The 559-nt window shown below is 57.6% G+C and carries 1 protein-coding gene; it reads left to right on the top strand.

Going from position 1 to position 559, the window contains the following annotated elements; all coding sequences use genetic code 11:
• The first annotated feature begins 206 nt into the window (after window positions 1-206).
• On the top strand, window positions 207-500 hold the full coding sequence (locus L3X40_RS22135) for a hypothetical protein (RefSeq protein WP_445177241.1): 294 nt from the start codon (window positions 207-209) through the stop codon (window positions 498-500).
• Window positions 501-559 lie beyond the last annotated feature (59 nt).

The following is a 559-nucleotide window of genomic DNA, read 5'->3' as shown; positions in this document are numbered from 1 at the left end:
ATTCCCCGAGGCAACGGCTGAAGCCTCTTCCCGACTGAAGTCGGGGGGTTTCCTCCAAAAAGCGGGACACTAAAAATTGCCGATCTTTCCGCGATGCGCGAAGAACTAAGGCGGCTAATCGGAAGCTGTCGACATAATACGGTTGCGGATTGCAAGATCATCGAAACACTGGGGCCGCGCGTCCTGGAAACCACAAGAATGTCGGCATGATCGCGGTGCTCGCCAATAGGACCTATCGCCATCTGCTGAGCGCCCAGATTATCGCACTCGTAGGCACGGGGCTGGCAACCGTAGCTCTCGGACTGCTGGCCTATGAGCTTGCCGGGGGCAATGCGGGTGCCGTGCTGGGAACGGCCCTGGCGATCAAGATGATCGCCTATATCGGCATCGCGCCGGTAGTCGGTGCCTTCGCCGACCGATTGCCGCGCCGCGCCTTCCTCGTTGCAATGGATTTGGTGCGCGCCGCTGTTGCGCTCAGCCTGCTGTCAACGTCGGGGTAAAATTGTGCAAGATTCCGGTTTAAAACTGTACCAGTTGGATTGAACAAAAAGCCTCAGAT

It is taken from the genome of Rhizorhapis sp. SPR117 (assembly GCF_021742065.1).
Note: the sequence above shows the minus strand (reverse complement) of the source record. Positions and strands in the feature narration are given on the sequence as shown.

Bases quoted from the DNA above. Each gene is read 5' to 3' on its own strand.
- L3X40_RS22135 (WP_445177241.1), top strand. From the start codon at position 207: ATGATCGCGGTGCTCGCCAATAGGACCTATCGCCATCTGCTGAGCGCC.